Source organism: Pedococcus sp. P2_D7, assembly GCF_056404295.1.
The window spans coordinates 630,951-650,134 of the sequence record NZ_JBFUEH010000002.1 but is presented as its reverse complement, the minus strand read 5'-3'; the positions used below and the strand labels follow the sequence as shown (position 1 = coordinate 650,134).

17 protein-coding genes and 1 pseudogene are annotated in these 19,184 nt (G+C 71.2%); 12 read left to right on the top strand and 6 right to left on the bottom strand.

The window, feature by feature from the left end; all coding sequences use genetic code 11:
- Positions 1-21: 21 nt before the first annotated feature.
- Entirely contained in the window at positions 22-948 is a 927-nt protein-coding gene (locus AC1DWJ_RS06610) for a Ppx/GppA family phosphatase (protein WP_457254100.1), read from the bottom strand.
- Between the two features lie 142 nt (positions 949-1,090).
- Here AC1DWJ_RS06610 and AC1DWJ_RS06605 point away from each other — a divergent pair, with 142 nt between their 5' ends.
- The 7 genes from AC1DWJ_RS06605 to AC1DWJ_RS06575 all read left to right on the top strand — a co-directional run bounded on the left by AC1DWJ_RS06605 (position 1,091) and on the right by AC1DWJ_RS06575 (position 8,080).
- Complete coding sequence (locus AC1DWJ_RS06605; RefSeq protein WP_477620310.1) at positions 1,091-1,891, top strand: DUF3109 family protein; 801 nt, start codon at positions 1,091-1,093, stop codon at positions 1,889-1,891.
- Between the two features lie 28 nt (positions 1,892-1,919).
- Positions 1,920-2,627 (top strand): class I SAM-dependent methyltransferase, encoded by a 708-nt coding sequence (locus tag AC1DWJ_RS06600; protein WP_477620309.1) that lies wholly within the window; start codon positions 1,920-1,922, stop codon positions 2,625-2,627.
- 106 nt (positions 2,628-2,733) lie between these two features.
- Positions 2,734-3,162, top strand: a complete 429-nt coding sequence (locus AC1DWJ_RS06595; RefSeq protein WP_477620308.1) for an SRPBCC family protein — start codon at positions 2,734-2,736, stop codon at positions 3,160-3,162.
- A 48-nt stretch (positions 3,163-3,210) separates the two neighbouring features.
- The gene (gene radA, locus AC1DWJ_RS06590; RefSeq protein ID WP_477620307.1) at positions 3,211-4,596 is read left to right on the top strand and encodes a DNA repair protein RadA; all 1,386 of its coding nucleotides are present in this window, start codon (positions 3,211-3,213) and stop codon (positions 4,594-4,596) included.
- 43 nt (positions 4,597-4,639) lie between these two features.
- Positions 4,640-5,716, top strand: a complete 1,077-nt coding sequence (gene disA / locus AC1DWJ_RS06585; RefSeq protein ID WP_457254105.1) for a DNA integrity scanning diadenylate cyclase DisA — start codon at positions 4,640-4,642, stop codon at positions 5,714-5,716.
- Entirely contained in the window at positions 5,713-6,615 is a 903-nt protein-coding gene (locus AC1DWJ_RS06580) for an HhH-GPD family protein (RefSeq protein WP_477620306.1), read from the top strand. Before disA ends, AC1DWJ_RS06580 begins: the two co-directional genes overlap by 4 nt.
- 1 nt (position 6,616) lies before the next feature.
- Positions 6,617-8,080, top strand: a complete 1,464-nt coding sequence (locus AC1DWJ_RS06575; protein WP_457254107.1) for an MFS transporter — start codon at positions 6,617-6,619, stop codon at positions 8,078-8,080.
- Here AC1DWJ_RS06575 and AC1DWJ_RS06570 read toward each other — a convergent pair.
- Together AC1DWJ_RS06570 and AC1DWJ_RS06565 are read right to left on the bottom strand one after the other, a co-directional pair.
- The gene (locus AC1DWJ_RS06570) at positions 8,077-8,613 is read right to left on the bottom strand and encodes an amino-acid N-acetyltransferase (RefSeq protein ID WP_457254108.1); all 537 of its coding nucleotides are present in this window, start codon (positions 8,611-8,613) and stop codon (positions 8,077-8,079) included. The genes AC1DWJ_RS06575 and AC1DWJ_RS06570 overlap by 4 nt on opposite strands.
- Positions 8,614-8,695: 82 nt before the next feature.
- Positions 8,696-9,880 (bottom strand): LCP family protein, encoded by a 1,185-nt coding sequence (locus tag AC1DWJ_RS06565; protein ID WP_477620305.1) that lies wholly within the window; start codon positions 9,878-9,880, stop codon positions 8,696-8,698.
- 31 nt (positions 9,881-9,911) lie between these two features.
- Between AC1DWJ_RS06565 and AC1DWJ_RS06560 the strand changes: the two genes are divergently transcribed.
- The gene (locus tag AC1DWJ_RS06560) at positions 9,912-10,229 is read left to right on the top strand and encodes a DUF305 domain-containing protein (protein ID WP_477620304.1); all 318 of its coding nucleotides are present in this window, start codon (positions 9,912-9,914) and stop codon (positions 10,227-10,229) included.
- Between the two features lie 161 nt (positions 10,230-10,390).
- Here AC1DWJ_RS06560 and AC1DWJ_RS06555 read toward each other — a convergent pair whose 3' ends face one another.
- The 3 genes and pseudogenes from AC1DWJ_RS06555 to paaK form a co-directional block, all read right to left on the bottom strand.
- Positions 10,391-12,913 carry an ATP-dependent Clp protease ATP-binding subunit gene (locus AC1DWJ_RS06555; protein ID WP_477620303.1) on the bottom strand — a complete coding sequence of 841 codons (2,523 nt, stop codon included), beginning with the start codon at positions 12,911-12,913 and terminating at the stop codon, positions 10,391-10,393.
- A gap of 401 nt (positions 12,914-13,314) precedes the next feature.
- Positions 13,315-13,827 (bottom strand): hypothetical protein, encoded by a 513-nt coding sequence (locus AC1DWJ_RS06550; protein ID WP_457254112.1) that lies wholly within the window; start codon positions 13,825-13,827, stop codon positions 13,315-13,317.
- 85 nt (positions 13,828-13,912) lie between these two features.
- Positions 13,913-15,189 (bottom strand): annotated as a pseudogene (gene paaK / locus AC1DWJ_RS06545) (phenylacetate--CoA ligase PaaK).
- Between the two features lie 154 nt (positions 15,190-15,343).
- Here paaK and AC1DWJ_RS06540 point away from each other — a divergent pair.
- Genes AC1DWJ_RS06540 through AC1DWJ_RS06525 form a run of 4 tightly spaced genes read left to right on the top strand, consistent with a single transcriptional unit; the run spans position 15,344 to position 19,184 of the window.
- Positions 15,344-16,225, top strand: a complete 882-nt coding sequence (locus tag AC1DWJ_RS06540) for a S1C family serine protease (protein WP_457254114.1) — start codon at positions 15,344-15,346, stop codon at positions 16,223-16,225.
- A gap of 24 nt (positions 16,226-16,249) precedes the next feature.
- Positions 16,250-17,287, top strand: a complete 1,038-nt coding sequence (locus AC1DWJ_RS06535) for an AAA family ATPase (protein ID WP_457254115.1) — start codon at positions 16,250-16,252, stop codon at positions 17,285-17,287.
- Positions 17,266-18,201 carry a DUF58 domain-containing protein gene (locus AC1DWJ_RS06530; RefSeq protein WP_477620302.1) on the top strand — a complete coding sequence of 312 codons (936 nt, stop codon included), beginning with the start codon at positions 17,266-17,268 and terminating at the stop codon, positions 18,199-18,201. Before AC1DWJ_RS06535 ends, AC1DWJ_RS06530 begins: the two co-directional genes overlap by 22 nt.
- Positions 18,198-19,184, top strand: a complete 987-nt coding sequence (locus AC1DWJ_RS06525; protein ID WP_477620301.1) for a VWA domain-containing protein — start codon at positions 18,198-18,200, stop codon at positions 19,182-19,184. The genes AC1DWJ_RS06530 and AC1DWJ_RS06525 overlap by 4 nt, the downstream gene beginning before the upstream one ends.

Here is a 19,184-nt window from a genome sequence, read left to right as displayed (position 1 = left end):
CCCGAGCCTAGCGAGCGGCCCTCAGCCCATCGTGTCGAGCCTGCTGAGGATGACTCCCTCGCGCAGCGCCCACGGGCAGATCTCCAGGCGGTCGAGGTCGAGCAGGTCCATCGCGGCCTCGGCGACGAGCGCACCCGCGAGCAGCTGGTGCGACCGACTGGCCGAGACGCCGGACAGCCCGGTGCGCTGGCGGGAGGTCATCGACCCGAGGTCGCTGACGAGTGAGGCGAGCGCCACGCGCTCGAGGCTGCGCGCGGCATACGGACCGTCGCTGCTCGGGGCGGCGCCGGTGACGCGCGCCAGCGAGCGCATCGTCTTGGAGGTGCCGACGGCACGGTCGGCGGTGCCGGCCTTGGCCAGCGGGCGCATCGCCGCGGCGAGCCGTTGACGGATGACGCGGCGCGCCTCGCGAACCACGTCGGCGCCGGGCGGGTCCCCCGGGAGGAGGTCACGGGTGAGCCGACCGGCCCCCAACGGCAGGGACACCGCGGCATCGGGCTCCTCGTCCATGCCGGCCGCGAGCTCGAGGGAGCCCCCGCCGATGTCGACGACGAGCAGGGTGCCGCTCGACCAGCCGAACCACCGCCGGGCGGCCAGGAACGTCAGCCGCGCCTCGTCCTCGCCGGACAGCACCTGGAGGGCCACCCCGGTCGCCGCCCGCACGCGGGCGAGCACCTCCTCGCCGTTGGGGGCCTCACGGATGGCGCTGGTGACGAACGCCATGACCTCCTCGACCCCCTGGTCCTCCGCGACCGCCAGGCACTCGTGGATGAAGCCGGTGAGCGCGGCCTCCCCGGTCTCGGCGATGTCACCCGCGTCGCTCACGTGCTCGGAGAGCCGCAGCTCGATCTTGTGCGACGTCGCCGGCAGGGGCTGGGCGCCCCGGTGGGCGTCCACGACGAGCAGGTGGACCGTGTTGGAGCCGACGTCGATGACTCCGAGGCGCATGGGTGCACGCTACGACACCCGGGGCGCTCGCGGGCAGCACCGGCTGGGCGGGGCGTCGCGGTGGTCTGGCGACGGCGTCGGCGACAGACCGGCATACGGGCCAATCCTGAGGAGTGGCAAGGCACGACGTAGGGTTACGGACGTGGCAGAGACCCCGCTCGACACCGCCCGGATCTGGGTGGAGTTCACCGACCCCGCCGACTCGGGGCAGCGGTTCCGCTGCGACCTGACCTGGCTGACGTCGAGCTGGACGTGCATCTTCGGCAGCGGGTGCAAGGGCATCTACGCCGGCCGGCCGGACGACGGCTGCTGCACCCTGGGCGCCCACTTCACCGACGACGACGACATCAAGCGGGTGAAGAAGGCCGTCAAGGAGCTCGGCGAGGACGAGTGGCAGCTGCACCCCGGCTCCACCAAGGTCGGCGCCTGGACCGAGAAGGAGGACGACGCCCTCAAGACCAAGGTGGTCGACGGCGCGTGCATCTTCCTCAACCGGCCCGGGTTCCCTGCGGGCGCGGGCTGCGCGCTGCACCAGCACGCCGTCCTCACCGGCAAGGAGCCGCACACGGTCAAGCCCGACGTGTGCTGGCAGCTGCCGATCCGCCGCACCTACCGCAAGGTCGAGCTCCCCGACGGCTCGAGCTGGCAGGAGGTCAGCATCACCGAGTACGACCGGCGCGGCTGGGGGCCCGGCGGCCACGACCTCGACTGGTACTGCTCCAGCAACCCCGAGGCGCACGTGGGGCGTGAGCCGGTCTTCCGCAGCAACCGCGGCGAGCTCGTCGAGCTGATGGGCGAAGAGGCGTACAGCGAGCTGGAGATCCGCTGCGAGGCGCACCTCGCCAGCGTGAAGGCAGCGCGAAACGCCTACTCCCGCAAGATGTTGCCCCTCCTGGTCCACCCGGCGACGCTGGCCGCCCAAGAGGCGCGCAAGGCCCGGTGACCACCACGACGATGAGCGCACCGAGACGATGAGCACCGACTCGGGTCGGCCAGAGCCGACGCGCAGCCCGAACATCTGGGACGCCCCCGACGTCTACGAGGTCGAGAACCTCGGGGTCGACCGGGCCGGCCTGCTCGAGTCGGCCATGGACGCCCTGCACCCGTTCGCCGGGGCCGACCTGGTCGACGTGGGGTGCGGCACGGGGTTCCACCTCCCCCGCTTCGCCGCACTCGGGTGCGCCAGCGTGGTGGGTGTCGAACCCCACCCGCCACTCCTCTCGATCGCCGAGCGTCGCGTCGCCGGTATGCCGTCGGTGCAGGTCCGCGAGGGCGTCGCCCAGGCGCTGCCGCTGGCCGACGCGTCGGTCGACCTCGCCCACGCCCGGTGGGCCTACTTCTTCGGGGCCGGCTGCGAGCCCGGCCTGCGCGAGCTGGACCGCGTCGTGCGACCCGGTGGCACGGCATACGTGATCGACAACGACGCCACGCGCTCGACCTTCGGACGCTGGTTCTCCCGCGCCAACCCGTCCTACGACGCCGCCGCCGTGGAGCGGTTCTGGGCGCGGCAGGGCTGGTCGCGCGAGCGCCTCACGATCTCGTGGGAGCTCGACTCACGGGAGGACTTCGAGGAGGTCGTGCGCATCGAGTTCTCCGAGACCGCCGCCGAGGGGATCCTCGCCGAGCACGACGGCACGGGCGTCGACTACGCGGTCAACCTGTGGTGGCGCCGCTACTGAAGTGGGTCAGGGGGGTCACGACCGACGGTGTGACCACTGGGGTGGACAGCGCCGCCGACCCGGTACAGGGTGGAAGAACCGGACACCCCTGACCACAGGAGGCACCATGACCGAGCACGTCGCCACCGCGAACACCAAGGTCGACGCCGACCCCGACCGGGTCTGGCAGGCGATGACCGACCCCAAGCTGGTCGCCGAGTACATGATGGGTAGCGAGGTGGCCAGCGACTGGCAGCCAGGCAGCCCGATCACGTGGAGCGGCGAGTGGGAGGGCAAGCCCTACCAGGACAAGGGTGAGGTGCTGCAGGCCGAGCCCGGGAGGCTGCTCGAGGTCACCCACTACAGCCCGCTGACCGGTGCCGACGACGTGCCCGAGAACTACCACACGGTCCGCTACGAGCTCTCCCCGTCCGGCGACGGCACGGCGCTGAAGCTGACCCAGGACGGGTGTGACAGCGCCAAGCAGGCCGAGGAGTTCTCGCAGAACTGGCAGGGCATGCTCGACGGCCTCAAGAAGGTCGCCGAGGGCCACTGACCCCCGCCCTTCACCGGGTTGTCGGCGGCCCCCCGTAGGTTGTCGCCCATGGCAGCGAAGACGTCGACCAGGTCGAGCGGTTTCCGCTGCTCCGAGTGCGGGTGGACCACCGTCAAGTGGGTCGGCCGCTGTGGCGAGTGCCAGTCGTGGGGCAGCGTCAGCGAGATCGGCGCGGTCACCGTCCGCACCACCGCCGCCACCCGCGTCGAGCGGCCCGCCGTGCCGATCGGCCAGGTCGACGCCCGCCGGGCCGAAGCGCAGAGCACCGGCGTCGGCGAGTTCGACCGCGTGCTCGGTGGCGGGCTGGTGCCGGGCGCCGTCGTCCTCGTCGCCGGTGAGCCCGGCATCGGCAAGTCCACCCTGCTCCTGGACGTGGCCGCCCGCGCCGCCCGGTCGGGCGAGGGGCGCAAGGTCCTCTACGTCACGGGCGAGGAGTCGGCCGCCCAGGTGCGGATGCGGGCCGAGCGGATCGAGGCGATGGCCGCGACCTTGTTCCTCGCCGCGGAGACCGACCTCGCCACCGTGCTCGGCCAGATCGACGAGGTCCAGCCCGACCTCGTCATCGTCGACTCGGTGCAGACCATCGCCAGCGGCGAGGTCGAGGGCTCCGCGGGCAACGTCACCCAGGTGCGCGAGGTGGCCGCCTCACTGATCCAGGTGGCCAAGGCCCGCGGCATCGCCACCATCCTCGTCGGGCACGTCACCAAGGACGGCTCCATCGCCGGTCCTCGCGTCCTCGAGCACCTGGTCGACGTCGTGGTGCAGTTCGAGGGCGACCGGCACTCGCGGCTGAGGCTCGTCCGGGCGGTCAAGAACCGCTACGGCCCGACCGACGAGGTGGGCTGCTTCGACCTCTCCGACGTGGGCATCGTGGGCCTTCCCGACCCCAGCGGCCTGTTCCTCTCCCGAGGCACGCTGTCGGTCCCCGGCACCTGCGTCACGGTCACGCTCGAGGGCCGTCGGCCGCTGATGACGGAGGTCCAGGCGCTCGTGGCCAAGAGCGAGATCCCCACGCCGCGACGCGCGACGAGCGGGCTCGACTCGGCCCGCGTCTCGATGATCATCGCCGTGCTCGCCAAGCGGGCGCAGGCGCCGATCGGCAACGCCGACGTCTACCTCTCCACCGTCGGTGGCGTCCGCCTGACCGAGCCCGCCTCCGACCTGGCCATCGCCCTCGCCGTGGCCAGCGCGGTCAAGGACCAACCCCTGCCCGACCACGCCATCGCGTTCGGCGAGCTCGGGCTGGCCGGCGAGATCCGACCCGTCTCGGGCATGCCGCGACGGCTCGCCGAGGCCGCCCGGCTCGGGTTCCGCACGGCCTACGTCCCGACCGGGGTGCTGGGCAGCGGACCGACGCCCGATGGCATGCAGGTCGTGGAGTGTGACGACATCCGTGGCGCGGTGCGGGCCGCCCTGCAGCCGGCGCACGGTTAGACTCGCGCCAGACCGGACCGGCGGCACCAAAGGGGTTTGACCAGTGGATCTTCGCGAGGACGACGCGCTGCGCGCCACCCTCGCCGCCGTGGCACCGGGTACCGAGTTGCGCGACGGTCTGGAACGCATTCTCCGTGGGCGCACTGGTGCCCTCATCGTGCTCGGGCACGACCGCACCGTGGAGCAGCTCTCCACCGGTGGCTTCCCCCTCGACGTCGAGTTCTCGGCCACCCGGCTGCGCGAGCTCGCGAAGATGGACGGCGGCATCGTGCTCGATCGGGAGGCCTCGCGGATCCTGCGCGCCGCCACCCAGCTGGTGCCCGACCCGTCCATCGAGACCAGCGAGTCCGGCACCCGGCACCGCACCGCAGAACGGGTGGCCAAGCAGACCGGCTACCCCGTCATCTCCGTGAGCCAGTCGATGCGCATCGTCGCCATCTACGTCGACGGCGGACGCCACGTCCTCGAGGACTCCAGCGCAATCCTCTCCCGCGCCAACCAGGCCCTGCAGACCCTCGAGCGCTACAAGTCACGCCTCGACGAGGTCACCGGCACCCTCTCGGCGCTCGAGATCGAAGACCTCGTCACGGTCCGCGACGTGGCCAGCGTGCTCCAGCGCCTCGAGATGGTGCGCCGCATCCGCGACGAGATCTCCGGCTACGTCGTCGAGCTCGGCGTCGACGGCCGGCTGCTGACCCTCCAGCTCGAGGAGCTCACCGGCGGGCTGGGCAACGACCGCGAGCTCGTCATCCGTGACTACCTGCCGGTCACCAAGGCCGACCTCACGCTCGAGCAGGCGATGGCGGCCCTCGAGGAGCTGACCTCGACCGAGCTGCTCGACCTCGCCGCCGGGGCCAAGGCCGTGGGCTTCGCGGTCGGTGGCGACGCCCTCGACTCGGCCGTGAGCCCGTGCGGCTTCCGGCTGCTGAGCAAGGTGCCCCGACTGCCGGGCGCCATCGTCGACCGCCTGGTCGAGCACTTCGGGAGCCTCCAGAAGCTGCTGGCGGCCAACCTCGAGGAGCTCATGGACGTCGACGGCGTCGGCGAGGGCCGCGCCCGGGCCGTCCGTGAGGGCCTGTCCCGCCTGGCCGAGTCGAGCATCCTCGAACGCTACGTGTGAGCACCGGCACCGCTCCCGAACGTCTGCACCGCGAGGTGCTGGAGTGGTACGCCGTGTCCGCGCGCGACCTGCCGTGGCGACGACCCGACGCCACGGCGTGGGGCATCTTCGTGTCCGAGGTCATGCTCCAGCAGACCCCGGTCGCCCGGGTCGAGCCGGTCTGGCACGCGTGGCTCTCGCGCTGGCCGACCCCGAGCGCGCTGGCCGCCGACGCCCCGGGTGAGGCGGTGCGCGCGTGGGGTCGGCTCGGCTACCCGCGACGCGCGCTGCGGTTGCACGCCGCTGCGGTCGCCATGACCGAGCGCCACGACGGCGCGGTCCCGGCGACCGAGGCCGAGCTGCTCGCCCTGCCCGGCGTCGGCACCTACACCGCCGCCGCCGTCGCGACCTTCGCCTTCGGCGAGCGCACCACCGTCGTCGACACCAACGTGCGCCGCGTGCTGGCTCGCGTCGTCGGCGGTCAGGAGTATGCCGCGCCGTCGCCGACGCGGGCCGAGCTGACCGTCGCCGCCGGGCTGGTGCCTGCCGACGCGGCTCGGGCACGGACGTGGAGCGTGGCGGTCATGGAGCTCGGGGCGATCGTCTGCACCGCCCGTGCGCCCCGGTGCTCGGACTGCCCGGTCGCCGACCTGTGCGCCTGGCAGCTCGCCGGCCGGCCGGCTCACCAGGGTCCGGCCCGCAGGGGTCAGGCGTGGGAGGGCACGGATCGCCAGCTCCGCGGCGCACTCCTGGCCGTGCTGCGCGCCAGCACCGACCCCGTGCCTCGGTCGGCACTGGAAGCGTTGTCGGACAACGAGGTCCAGCGCGAGCGGTGCCTCGACTCCCTGGTGGCCGACGGCCTCGTCGAGCCGCTGCCCCGCGGTCGCTTCCGGCTGCCGGCCTCGCGGGAGGCGAGCTGAGGTGAGCGTGCCCCCCGGCGACCCCCCACCCACCGCTGCCACCCCCGGATCGAAGACCACCGGTCGCCGGGCCGCCCGGGCGCTGCGCGTCGGGGCAACCCGCACGGGTCGGGTCGTGGGGCGCGGCACCCTGGCCGGGGCGAGGCTGGCGGGGCGGGGCAGCCGGGCCGGGGCCCGCCGGGCCCGCGCCTACACCCACTCGGCCGGAGCCGGCGAGAGCGGGCTCGCGCGGCTCGTGGAGCTGCACTTCGTCAACCTGATGGGCGACGCCGCGCTCACCGTCTCGCTGGCCGGCACCATCTTCGCCATCCCCACCGACGAGGCCCGGGGACAGGTGGCCCAGTTCCTCGTCCTCACGATGGCACCCTTCGCGCTGCTCGCCCCCTTCATCGGACCGCTGCTCGACAGGTTCCGGCACGGTAGGCGCTGGGCCATCGGCACGACCCTCGCGCTCCGCGCCTTCCTGTGCTGGGTGCTGGCCGGGGCCGTCGCCAACGACTCGCCCTGGCTGTTCCCGGCGGCGCTCGGCTGCCTCGTCGCCTCGAAGGCCTACGGCGTCACCCGCGCCTCGGCCGTCCCCCGGCTGCTGCCACCCGGCTTCAGCCTGGTCAACGCCAACTCCCGCAACGCGCTCGCCGGGGTCGCTGGCATGGCCGTGGGTGGTGGCCTCGCAGGGGCCGTCGCCCGAGTGGGCCCCGAGTGGTCCCTGCGGCTGGCGTTCGTCATCTACGTCGTGGGCACCGTGCTGGCGATCCGACTCCCCTCCAGGGTCGACTCCAGCACCGGCGAGCAGGACATCGAGGACACCGGCCCGCTGCCCGTCCCGCGCCGCGAAGGCCGACGGCTCGGGCTCTTCCAACGGCTCCGGGCCCGGGTCGCGGCCCTCCCGGTGACGGTGCTCACCGCCCTCTGCAGCGCCATCGGCGCCCGGCTGCTGACCGGGTTCCTCACCCTGTTCATGGCCTTCCTCATGCGCGAGCACCCCCTGCCCGGGCACAGCGGCACCTTCGTGCTCGCCCTCGTCGTCGGCGCGGCCGGCGCGGGCAACGCGCTCGGCACCGTGGTCGGCAACACCCTGCGCCGGCTGCGGCCCGACCTCATCATCGCGGTGGCCCTGATCGCCGACGTGCTGGCAGCCCTCGCCGCGGCGCTGTTCTACTCGCTCACCACCCTGCTGGTCCTCGGGCTGGTGGCAGGCCTGGGGGCGCAGCTGATCAAGCTGAGCAGCGACGCCGTCGTGCAGCGCGACATCGACGAGACGGTCCGCACCAGGGTGTTCGCGTGGTCCGAGACGGTCCTGCAGATCGCCTGGGTGATCGGCGGGGGGATCGGGATCGCGCTGCCCCTGATCCCGCGCCTCGGCTTCGGCGTCATCTCCGCGCTACTGCTCCTGGTGCTGGCCACGTCCGTGCGGATCAGGATGACCCGCCACCACCGACCGCACGCCACCCCACTCCCGGGCTAGAGAGTTCTCAGCATGCGGGTGTTGCCGAGGGTGTTCGGCTTGACCCGCTCGAGGTCGAGGAACTCGGCGACACCCTCGTCGTAGGAACGGACGAGCTCGGCGTAGACCTCGGGCTCGACGGCCTGTCCCTCGATCACGTCGAAGCCGTGTCGGGTGAAGAAGTCCACCTCGAAGGTCAGGCAGAACAACCGCTCGACCCCCAGCGCCCTCGCATCGCTGACGAGCGCCTCCATGAGCAGCGACCCGACCCCGTGGCCCTTGGCTTCGGGCCGCACCGCGAGCGTGCGGATCTCGGCGAGGTCCTCCCACATGACGTGCAGGGCGCCGCAGCCCACGACGACCCCGTCCTGCTCGGCCACCCGGAACTGCTGGAGGGCCTCGTAGTAGGTCACGGCGTCCTTGGACACCAGCACCCGGGAGTCGGCATGCGGCCGGACGATCTCGCGGATCGTCCGGATGTCGCTGGTGCGCGCCGCCCGGATCGTGACCGGCCCGGCCGGCGTCGCGGCGCCAGCGGTGTCGGGCTCAGGCACCGCGGGCTCAGGCGCGGTGGGCTCAGGCGCAGTGGGCTCAGGCGCAGTGGGCTCAGGCGCGGTGGGCTCAGGCGCGGTGGGCTCAGGCACCGAGGCGGCCGTTCTTCATGTCCCGGAAGATCGACCTCGCCCCCGAGCCGAGCAGCACCACGGACTGGCCCTCGCGGGTGCCGATCGCGCCCGGGACGACCTTGTTGGGCACCCCGGCCCCGGTGTTCACGTAGAGGCTGGCGCACAGGTTGAGGACCTCGCCGACGGTGAGGTCGGTGCTCAGGTGGGGCCCCATCTTCGACAGCAGGCCGGCCAGGGCGCCCGGCCCGGCCTTGCGCGCCATGACCATGCCGGCCTTGATCAGCGCGCCCTGGTTGGCGGACCGGCCGAAGTCACCGTTGGGGAGGTGCTTGCGCTCCCTGGCCAGGGCCAGCGCGTGCTTGGCGTCCAGCTTGTTGGTGCCGGGCTTGACGATCCGGAAGCCGTCCACGCTCTGCACCGAGCGCGACGCGACGAACACGATGCCGCCGAGGCTGCGCACCATCGCCCGGAACCCCTTGAAGCCGGTGATGACGTAGCCGTCGATCGGCACGCCACTGGCGCGCTCGATGGTCGTGACCATGCCGCCGACCCCACCGAAGACCAGGGAGGCGTTGACCTTGGCGTTTCCACCGGTCGACAGCGGCACCCACGAGTCGCGCGGGATGCCCACGATGCCGCCCACACCCTTCTTCGCGTCGACACCGATGATGTGGAGCGCGTCGCCGCGGCACTTGGTGACCGGCTGCGGGTTGCGGGCGTCCGATCCGATCGCGAGGATCCGCATGGTCGGGAACGGCGGACGGTAGACCGACAGCGACGGCCACCAGCCGCCGACGACCTTCCAGGCGGTGCCCTCCTTGACCAGCAGCGTGAGGTCCTTGCCCTGCACCACGGTCGCGATGGGCGAGCCCTGCCAGGTGCCGGTGGAGCCGGTCACCTTGAGTGGGGCGGTGCGGGTCTTCCGCTTCCCCAGGGCCGCGCCCACGCTGGCGGTGGTGACGGACACCCGGCCCCCGAGGTAGAGAGCGCTCATCGCCGCCAGCAGGTCGGCAGGCAGTCCGGCTCCGGTCACCCCCGGCGGCGCAGCGGTGGCGCTGCTCGTCGTCGACGACGGCGTCGTGGTGCTGCTCGACGCGGCCGGCTTCGGCTTGTCGCTCGAACAGGCGGCGATCGTCAGGGGGGCGGCGAACAGCCCGAAGAGGAGCGTACGGCGGGGGAGGGAGGACTCAGACACGCGCTCCAATGTATGCCGCGACCCGCCGCCGATGCGAAACGGTCCGCCGGCGGGCCGCCACGGGTTCGCCCGCGGCATACCGGACCCGCGCACGGCCGGGGGGACGACGAGGTGGCCCGGCATGGCGACCCAGGCCCAGCTGCGCGAGCTCAAGGACGCCAGGGGCGCAGCGGCCGACCGGCTCTGGCTCACGCTGATGACGGCCCACCACGAAGGCGCGCTGCGGATGGTGGTCCAGCAGCACCGTGACGGCACCGACGATGTCGTGACGCAGATGGGCGACGAGATCCACGTGACGCAGTCAGTGCAGATCGGCTACCTGCGCGAGATGCTCGACCGCCTCGCCTGAGCTGTCCCGGCCACCCGCCCGTCGCTAACTCATGCAAAAGGCGAGTTAGCGCCCCTCATGGGTGTCGCTAACTCGCCTTTTGCATGAGTGGCCGACAGGCGAGGTATGCCGCGTGGTGACCACGCGGCATACCTCGCCTCGATCGTGCTTGGGGTCGTGCCTCAGCCGGCGTCGGCCGAGTCGCCCACGGTCTCCACGACCGGGAGCTCGATGCTGCCCGGGTGCGGGGTGCCGACGAAGGTGAACGTGCCGCTCTTGCCCTCGCCCTCCGCCCCGACGAGCACCAGCTCGCCGGCCTTGAGCTCGCCGTAGAGGATCTTCTCGGACAGGACGTCCTCGATCTCGCGCTGGATGGTGCGACGCAGCGGGCGCGCACCGAGCACGGGGTCGTAACCCTTGAGGGCGAGCACGTTCTTGGCCTCGATGGTGAGCTCGATGCCCATGTCCTTGTCCTTGAGCCGCTTGTCCAGCTTGGCGATCTCGAGGTCGACGATGGCGACGATCTCTTCGCGCGTGAGCTGGGGGAAGACGATGATGTCGTCGACGCGGTTGAGGAACTCGGGACGGAAGTGCTGCTTGAGCTCGTCGGTGACCTTGTTCTTCATGCGGTCGTAGTCACTGCGGGTGTCCGCGCCGGCCGAGAAGCCGAGCGAACCCTTGGTGATGTCCCGCGTGCCGAGGTTGGTCGTCATGATGATGACGGTGTTCTTGAAGTCGACCATCCGGCCCTGGGAGTCGGTGAGGCGGCCGTCCTCGAGCACCTGCAACAGCGTGTTGAAGATGTCGGGGTGGGCCTTCTCGACCTCGTCGAACAGCACGACGGAGAACGGCTTGCGGCGGACCTTCTCGGTGAGCTGGCCGCCCTCTTCGTAGCCGACGTAGCCGGGGGGCGAGCCGAAGAGCCGCGAGACCGTGTGCTTCTCGGAGAACTCCGACATGTCGAGCTGGATGAGGCTGTCCTCGTCGCCGAAGAGGAACTCGGCGAGCGTCTTGGCGAGCTCGGTCTTACCGACACCGGTCGGACCGGCGAAGATGAACGAGCCACCGGGACGACGCGGGTCCTTCAGACCGGCGCGGGTGCGACGGATCGCCTGGGACATCGCCTTGATGGCGTCGTCCATGCCGACCACGCGCTTGTGCAGCTCGTCCTCCATGTGGAGCAGTCGGCTGGACTCCTCCTCGGTGAGCTTGAAGACCGGGATGCCGGTGCTGGCAGCCAGGACCTCGGCGATGAGCTCCTCGTCGACCTCGGCCACGACGTCCATGTCGCCGGACTTCCACTGCGTCTCGCGCTCCGCCTTGGCGGTGAGCAGCTTCTTCTCGTCATCACGCAGGCTGGCGGCCTTCTCGAAGTCCTGGCCGTCGATGGCCGACTCCTTCTCCAGCCGCACGGCCGCGATCTTCTCGTCGAACTCGCGCAGGTCCGGCGGTGCGGTCATCCGGCGGATGCGCAACCGCGCGCCCGCCTCGTCGATCAGGTCGATCGCCTTGTCGGGGAGGAACCGGTCGTTGATGTAGCGGTCGGCGAGGTTGGCCGCGGAGACGAGGGCGCCGTCGGTGATGGACACCCGGTGGTGCGCCTCGTAGCGGTCGCGCAGGCCCTTGAGGATCTCGATCGCGTGGCTGAGCGTGGGCTCGGCGACCTGGATCGGCTGGAACCGGCGCTCGAGGGCCGAGTCCTTCTCGATGTGCTTGCGGTACTCGTCGAGCGTGGTGGCACCGATGGTCTGGAGCTCGCCACGGGCCAGCATCGGCTTGAGGATGCTGGCCGCGTCGATCGCGCCCTCGGCGGCACCCGCACCCACGAGGGTGTGGATCTCGTCGATGAACAGGATGATGTCGCCGCGGGTGCGGATCTCCTTGAGGACCTTCTTGAGCCGCTCCTCGAAGTCACCGCGGTAGCGGCTGCCGGCGACGAGGGCGCCGAGGTCGAGGGTGTAGAGCTGCTTGTCCTTGAGGGTCTCGGGCACCTCGCCCTTGACGATGTCCTGCGCCAGGCCCTCGACGACGGCGGTCTTGCCGACGCCGGGCTCACCGATCAGCACCGGGTTGTTCTTGGTGCGGCGGGACAGCACCTGCATGACCCGCTCGATCTCCTTCTCACGCCCGATGACCGGGTCGAGCTTGCCCTCACGGGCAGCCATCGTGAGGTTGCGGCCGAACTGGTCGAGCACGAGGGAGCCCGCGGGGGTGCCCTCCTGCTGGACGTTGCCGGCCAGGCCGGCGCCCGAGCCGCCCTCCTTGCCCTGGTAGCCGGAGATGAGCTGGATCACCTGCTGCCGCACGCGGTTGAGGTCGGCGCCCAGCTTGACGAGGACCTGGGCGGCGACGCCCTCGCCCTCGCGGATGAGGCCGAGCAGGATGTGCTCGGTGCCGATGTAGTTGTGGCCGAGCTGCAGCGCTTCGCGCAGGCTCAACTCGAGGACCTTCTTCGCCCGGGGCGTGAAGGGAATGTGGCCACTGGGGGCCTGCTGGCCCTGGCCGATGATCTCCTGCACCTGCTCGCGGACCGACTCCAGCGAAATGCCGAGGCTCTCCAGAGCCTTGGAGGCGACGCCTTCACCCTCGTGGATGAGACCGAGCAGGATGTGCTCCGTGCCGATGTAGTTGTGGTTGAGCATGCGCGCTTCTTCCTGCGCGAGCACGACCACCCGACGGGCCCGGTCGGTGAACCGTTCAAACATCTTCTGCTCCTGCCTATCGAGATCACCTCGATGCTATCCGTGCGACGCGGACCCGGCGTACGCCTTCCGTTGACCGATACCTGATCGGGACGAAATAAGCCCTGTCGAACGACTCGTTGGGGGAACGCGGGGCACTCCCCCACTGTTCCCCGCCCTGAGCCGAGTCGGCTCATGTTCGCCGTGGGCGGACGCCGGGGGTATGCCGCGGGGCCGGGTTCAGGCCGCGGGGCCAGCCACCCGGCATACCTCCCTTTATCGGGTGTAGGGACTTGGTTGCGCTTCACCCGAGAACGCTTCTGGGGTGAAGCGCAACCTTCCTGCTCAACCCGATAAAGGTGAGACGGGGTATGCCGCGTGAGACGGGTATGCCGCGGACGCCGGGGTATGCCGCGGGGCCGGGTTCAGGCCGCGGGGCCCTTCTTGCGCACCTCGTCGACGTGGGCCATCGCCTCGCGGAGCTCGCCGAGCCAGCTGTCGGACTTCTCGCCGACGAGCTTGACGCACCAGGCCAACGCCTCGGAGCGCGACTTCGCGACACCGGCCTCGACGAGGGTGTCGAGCACCTTGCGCTCGGACTGGCGCAGCCGCGTCATGACGGGGGCCGCCAGGTGGGTGAAGAGGGCCTCGGTCTCGCCGACCCGCACGCCCCACGAGACCTTGCGGCCGCTGAGGTGCTCCAGCTCGCGCGCGATCTCGATGCGCCGCTCGCGGGTGTCCTCACGGAAGGACTTGATCCGGCCGCGGGCGGCGATGGTGCGGTCGGTGTCGTCGGGGTCGTCGCCGAGGTCGGGCTCGGCGAGGTCACCGATGATGATGAGCTCGTCGCGGTCGCGGGTGACCTCGACGGGGCCGGTGAACCAGTCGGTGGGGAGTCGGCCGGCCAGCCAGGCTTCCGCAGTGGTCTTGGTAGTCATGTAATGATGATTACACCGTTACGGTGGTAAGGGAATGGCTGTCCGCTGTCGGCGAACTCGGGCCCCGCCAGCAGGGCCCGGCTCCTCAGCGCGGACGCTGGTCGCTGATCCGCTTCGCCTTGCCGAGCGAGCGTTCGAGGGCGTGCGCTCGAGGACCTCGACCCGGATCGTGACACCGACCCGGTCCTTGACCTTCGTGCGCAGGGCGCCGGCCATGAAGGCCCGTTGCTCGGCCGTCGAGTCGGCGGCCGAGGCCTCGACCTGCACGGTGAGCTCGTCCATCCGACCCGGTCGGGTCAGCACGCAGAGGTAGTGCGGCGTCAGCCCCTCGATGCTCAGCAGGTGCTCCTCGATCTGCGAGGGGAAGACGTTGACCCCGCGCACGATCATCATGTCGTCGCTGCGCCCGGTGATCTTCGCCATCCTGCGGAACTGCGGGAAGGCGGTCCCCGGCAGCAACGTCGTGAGGTCCCTGGTGCGGTAGCGGATGACGGGCATCGCCTGCTTGGTGAGCGACGTGAAGACGAGCTCCCCCTCCTGCCCGTCGGGGAGCACCTCCCCGGTGACGGGGTCGACGACCTCGGGGTAGAAGTGGTCCTCCCAGATGTGCAGGCCGTCCTGGGTCTCGCCCGACTCCTGGGACACGCCCGGACCGATCACCTCGGACAGCCCGTAGATGTCGACGGCGCGGATGTTGCTGCGGCGCTGGACCTCCTCGCGCATCTGCTCGGTCCACGGCTCGGCGCCGAAGATCCCGATCTCGAGCGACGTCGACTTCGGGTCGATGCCCTGCGCCTCCATCTCGTCGAGGATCCCGAGGAAGTAGGACGGGGTGACCATGATGATCCGCGGCCGGAAGTCCTGGATGAGCTGCACCTGCCGCTCGGTCATGCCACCACTCACCGGCACGACGGTGCAGCCGAGCCGCTCCGCGCCGTAGTGAGCGCCGAGCCCGCCGGTGAAGAGGCCGTAGCCGTAGACGACGTGCAAGAGGTCGCCAGGTCGCCCGCCGGCCGCCTCGATCGAGCGCGCCATCACCTGCGCCCACATGTCGATGTCGTCGCGGGTGTAGCCCACGACCGTCGGCTTGCCCGTCGTGCCGCTCGAGGCGTGCACCCGCACCACCTGCTCGCGAGGCACGGCGAACATCCCGAACGGGTAGTTGTCGCGCAGGTCCGCCTTGGCAGTGAACGGAAAGCGCGCGAGGTCGGCCAGCTCGTGAAGGTCGTCGGGTCGGATGCCTGCGGCGTCGAACGCGGCCCGGTAGTGCGGCACGTTCTCGTAGGCGTGGGACAGGCTCCAGCGCATCCGGTCCAGCTGGAGCGAGCGCAGTTCCTCGACGGTGGAGACGACGTGGTCCATGTCCAGCAATCTACGGCCGCGTCCCGGTCGTCGGTATGCCGCCGTGACCGGCCGGCGCCGAGGACGGCGCGACCCTGTCTCGCGAACCTGAGAGTTGCCCGTGAATCCCGGTCTCCCGTATCGCGCGACGAGGATCGGACGTACGCTCCCAAAGGTGGACCGGCTCGGCTCGCCTCTTGTCGTCGATCCGCCCCAGGGGGTGGCCGACGAGGACCCGCGCGCCCCGGGTCGGCGGGCCCGGCTGACCCGGTTTGCCCAAGCCCACCGGCGCTGGCTGGTGGCAGTCCTCCTCGTCGCAGCGCTGCTCGTCGTGGGCACCTACGCACTGACCCGAGGACCGGAGACTCCCCCAGTCACCGCCTCCGACGTCGACAAGGCCGTCCAGGGCGGCATCGCCAAGGCCCAGGAGGAGGCGGCCAAGGCACCCCCTGACGCGGCCGCGGCATACCGGGTCGCCCTGCCCTCGCTCGTGACCATCGGGACGCGACTCACCAACGCCAAGGGTGCGCAACGCGGCACCGGCGCCGGGGTCGTCGTGAGCGCCGACGGCTCGGTGCTGACCGCACTCCACGTGGTCGACGGGGCCAACAGCATCGAGGTGACGTTCTCGGACGGCACCAAGTCGCCCGCGAGCATCAAGGAGAAGGACAAGGCCACCGACATCGCCGTCCTCGCCCCCGAACGGCTCCCCCAGGTCGTCGTCCCGGCGGTCCTCGGCGGCGGCGCGCGGGTCGGCGACCCCGTCTTCGCCCTCGGACATCCGTTGGGGCTCAACGGATCCCTCTCGGCAGGGGTGGTCTCCGCACTCGACCGCAAGATCACGGTCAACAGCAACCAGACCCTCGAGGGCCTGATCCAGTTCGACGCGGCCGTCAACCCCGGCAACTCGGGCGGACCCCTGCTCGACAAGGGCGGCCAGGTGATCGGCATCGTCACCGGGCTGGCGAACCCGTCCGAACAGAACTTCTTCGTCGGCATCGGCTTCGCCGTGCCCATCGCCACCGCCGGCGGCGTCGCCGGCAGCCCACCGCAGTAGCGCATCGCACCCCGAGGAGAGCGCATGGAACCGCACCGCCCCGATCTCGGTCGGCAGCACCCGTTGGAGCAGGCACTCTACGAGGTCAAGAAGACCATCGTCGGCCAGGACCTCCTGCTCGAGCGCATGCTCGTGGCGCTGCTCGCGCGCGGACACCTCCTCGTCGAGGGGGTCCCGGGCCTGGCCAAGACGATGGCGATCAAGACGCTGGCGCAGGCCGTCGGCGGCGAGTTCCAACGCATCCAGTTCACCCCCGACCTGGTGCCGGCCGACGTCATCGGCACCCGGATCTACAACCAGAAGGACGGCGAGTTCCAGGTCTCCCTCGGGCCGGTCTTCGCCAACCTCGTCCTCGCCGACGAGATCAACCGCGCCCCCGCCAAGGTCCAGAGCGCCCTGCTGGAGGTGATGCAGGAGCGCCAGGTGACCATCGGGCGCGAGACCTTCAAGGCCCCCGACCCGTTCCTCGTGATGGCGACCCAGAACCCGATCGAGTCGGAGGGCACCTACGCGCTTCCCGAAGCGCAGGTCGACCGCTTCATGCTCAAGACCCTCGTCGGATACCCCACTCCCTCAGAGGAGTTCGTCGTCGTCGAGCGGATGACGACGACCCACGAGGCGGCCCAGCGGGTGCTCGAGCCGGGGCAGCTGGTCGAGTTCCAGAAGCAGGCCGACGCCGTCTACGTCGACCCCGCGGTGATCGAGTATGCCGTGCGGCTGGCGAGCGCGACCCGCTCACCCGGGGCGGTCGGACTGCCCGACCTCGCGCGCTACCTCTCGTTCGGGGCAAGCCCGCGCGCGTCGATCAACCTGGTCCTCGCCGCAAAGGCCCTGTCGTTCCTGCGCGGGCGTGACTTCGCCCGCCCGCAGGACGTCCGCGACCTCGCCCGCGACGTGATGCGCCACCGCCTCGTGCTGTCGTACGAGGCCCTCGCCGAGGGCCTCGGCGCGGACGACCTGCTCACCCCGATCCTCGACGCCGTCAGCATGCCGGACGTGCCGCTGCGCGACCGTCCACAGCCCCAGACCACCGAGACCTCGTGGACGACCGGACCGCGCTGAGCACCGGACCACCCGGGTCCGGTTCGTCGACGCCACTGACCGCCGAGCGCCTGCTCCGGCGGTTGGAGTGGCGCGTCGTGCGCCGGCTCGACGGACGGTTGCAGGGCGACTACCGGACGCTCTTCCGCGGGACCGGGATCGACTTCACCGACCTGCGCGAGTACGAGCCGGGGGACGACCTGCGACACATCGACTGGAACGTCACGGCTCGCATGGACACGCCCTACGTGCGGGAGTACGTGGAGGACCGCGAGGTCACGGCGTGGCTCCTCCTGGACCGCTCGGCGTCGATGGGCTTCGGGCCCGTGGACCGCCAGAAGTCGTTGGTGCTGGCCGAGATCGCGACGACGATCGCCCACATCCTGGCCCGGGGCGGCAACCACGTCGGCGCCGCGATGTTCGACGGCGACATCGCGACCATCCCGCCCGGACAGGGCCGCAAGCAGGTGCTGCGGATCAGCCAGGCGCTGCTGCGCCCGCCCACCCCCAACCCGACCAAGGACACGACGGACCTGTCGCGGCTGCTGAGGGCGGCGCTGGGCCTCGCCCGCCGTCGGTCGCTCCTGGTCATCGTCTCCGACTTCATCACCCAGCCGGGGTGGGAGCAGCCCCTGTCCCTGCTGACCCGGCGGCACGACGTGGTCGCCATCCAGGTGGTCGACCCGCGTGAGTCCGAGCTGCCCGCGGTCGGCATGGTCTACGTCGAGGACGCCGAGACCGGTGAGCAGATCTTCGTCGACACCAACGACCCGGTCTTCAGGGAGCGGCTGGCGGCTGCGTCGCAGCAGCGCCAGGAGCAGCTCGTCGCCGCAGCCCGCCGGGCCGGCACCGAGATCCACCCCGTCGCGACCGATGACGACCTGGTGCGCGCCCTGGCCCGCATCTCCGAGCTGCGGCGACGGAGGCGGCAATGACCTTCACGTGGCCGCTCATGCTGTTCTCCCTGATCGCCGTGCCCGTCCTGGTCATCGCCTACCAGGCCCAGCTGCGTCGGCGTGAGCGCGGCCGGGCCCGGCTGGCCGCCGAGGGCCTGGTCGCCGCATCGGCCGGACGCCCTGACCGCTGGCGGCACGTCGCGCCGTTGCTGCTGCTCGCGGCCCTCACGCTCCTGCTTGCCTCGCTGGCGCGACCTGCGGCCACGGTGGCCGAGCCACGGCGGGAGGGCACCGTCATCCTGGCCTTCGACGTCTCGACGAGCATGGCTGCCAAGGACCTCGCGCCCACCCGGCTGGACGCCGCGAAGGCGGCGGCCCGTGCCTTCGTCGCGAAGCAGCCGTCGACGATCCGGCTGGGCGTCGTCGCGTTCGGCGACTCGGCCGTCATCGCCCAGCAGCCCACCACCAACCGCCCGGAGGTGCTGGCCGCCGTCGAGCGGCTCACCCCCCAGGGCGGCACGGCCCTCGGCCGCGGGATCGTCTCGTCGATCAGCGCCATCGCGGGCAAGCCGATCAGCGTCGACGAGACCGGACAGGACGGCACCGCAGGGGGTGACGACCTCGGCTACTACGGGTCGGCGGCGGTGGTGCTCCTGTCGGACGGTGAGAACACCACCGACCCGGACCCGCTGGTCCTCGCCGAGCTGGCCTCCACCGCGGGAGTGCGGATCTACCCGATCGGGCTGGGCAGTCCACAGGGCACGGTGCTCGAGGTCGACGGCTTCCAGGTGGCGACCCGGCTCGACGAGGCCATGCTCAGGCAGATCGCCGAGACCACCGACGGCACCTACTACGCCGCGAGCGACACGGCCGCCCTGAGCAAGGTCTACAACGACATCGACCTGGCCTGGACCGCCCGCACGGAGGAACGCGAGATCACGTCGTGGTTCGCGGCCGCGGCGGCGCTGCTGCTCCTGCTGGGCGCCGGGGTCTCGGTCGTCCGATCGGGACGGGTGATGTAG